1 protein-coding gene and 1 pseudogene are annotated in these 1,569 nt (G+C 58.7%); both read left to right on the top strand.

Translation table 11 applies throughout. The features are described 5' to 3' along the window. The first annotated feature begins 3 nt into the window (after positions 1 to 3). Complete coding sequence (locus NKI72_RS34920) at positions 4 to 150, top strand: ABC transporter ATP-binding protein (RefSeq protein ID WP_352852238.1); 147 nt, start codon at positions 4 to 6, stop codon at positions 148 to 150. Between the two features lie 530 nt (positions 151 to 680). Then, a pseudogene (locus NKI72_RS34915) lies at positions 681 to 1,260 on the top strand (transposase family protein); the annotation flags it as partial. Positions 1,261 to 1,569 lie beyond the last annotated feature (309 nt).

Genomic DNA, 1,569 nt, shown 5'->3' with positions numbered 1-1,569 from the left:
GTCATGCACCAGGGTAAAGTCGTTGAGCAGGGATTAAAGAGCGAAATTCTCCCGCCGCCGCATGCCCCCTATACCGAACGGCTTTTATCCTCCGTGCCGGAAATGGATCCGGATTGGCTGACAAGGCTGCTGGCCAGCCGGAAGATCTGACGGAGCGCAGCAGGTGTTTTCGATAAGACGAGAATCGCGTACACTTGTCGCCTGATCTTTGTCTCCCGCTAAACAATAGTCCTTACTCGTTGCACGCTTCGCATGAAGCGACGCTAATCCGAGCCCTGGAGCCCGCCAATTCACCGCGCGTGGCGCTTTAAATATGCTGACGACAAGAAGGTCTGCCACCTTCCGTATTGAGCTCCGGATGGATCGCAGCTTCGGTCAACAAAGAGAAGTGACTCGAACGTCCGCGGTGGGGCGCATTGCCGCCCGGCCGCTGTAGGGCCGAGAGCAGACCGGCACCTTCGGAGCCCTGCAGGAAGATAGGGACGTTCCAGTCCGAGCTGACGTGGCAGGCTAACCTAAAACGGACTGATCGATCTGACAGGTGGGACCCTTGGGCAGCCCTTATGTCCGCTGTCGTGAGGCGGACTGGCAGGGTTGGTTAGCGAAAAGCTCAGGTCGACCAGATGTTTGATCCCAGATTTTGATGGGGCATCCTTGTCCTCCGAATCAAGTGATGCGCTATGGGCCAGGTTCTGCATGGGCACGCCACGACGACAGAGGCGGTCCTCGAGCGATACAGAACAGTCAAGAGAGCCTGAGAGCGCTGGCGAAGCGCTACGGGATCAACCAGAAGACTGTTGCCAAATGGCGGGAACGGACCTCGGTGGCCGATTTGCCGATCGGTCCGAGATAGCCTAGATCGACAGTGCTCTTGTCCGAGGAGGAGGCCGTCATCGTCCCTTCCGGCGCTACACTCTGCTGCCGCTCGACGATTGCCTCTACGCGTTGCAGCCGACGATCCCGCCTCTGACGCGCTCTTCATTGCACCGCTGTCTGCAGCGCCACGGCAGCGGCCGATTGCCGGATGTCGAGGGCGACAAGCCGGCGAAAAAGAAGTTCAAGGCCTATCCGATCGGCTTCTTCCACGTTGATATCGCGGAGGTTCGAACCGAACAGGGCAAGCTACACATGTTCGTCGCCATCGACCGAACCGCGGGTTCGCCTGTCGAGCTGCACGAGAAGGCTCCGACAGCCATTTCCAAAGAGTTTCTGCTACGCCTGATCGCGACCGTCCCCTACAGGATCCACACCGTTCTCAGCCAGCCATTTCGCGGCGGAGGTCCGCCCAAAGATGGCGGCGTTGAAGTTCGCTCAATGCACCGACAGTGGCGGCAAACCGGAGCGGTCGTGACGAGACATGAGATGCTCGATGACGTCTCGCTGTACTGGCTCACCAGAATCCGGGGCTTCCGCCGCACAGATCTATTGGGAAGATCATTCCAACAATTTCAACGCCGTGACATTGTGAAGATGCCCGTGGCGGTGACCGTCTTCCCCGGGGAGATCTATCGCGCGAGCGAAGCTGGTTAGAGCGCTGCTACAACAACCTGGTCTACTTAAGCAACTCCG

This window comes from Mesorhizobium sp. M0437, assembly GCF_040321335.1.
Taxonomy (GTDB): domain Bacteria; phylum Pseudomonadota; class Alphaproteobacteria; order Rhizobiales; family Rhizobiaceae; genus Mesorhizobium.
Note: the sequence above shows the minus strand (reverse complement) of the source record. Positions and strands in the feature narration are given on the sequence as shown.

Excerpts from the sequence above, each read along its gene's own strand:
- NKI72_RS34920 (WP_352852238.1), top strand. The coding sequence starts at position 4 with ATGCACCAGGGTAAAGTCGTTGAGCAGGGATTAAAGAGCGAAATTCTC.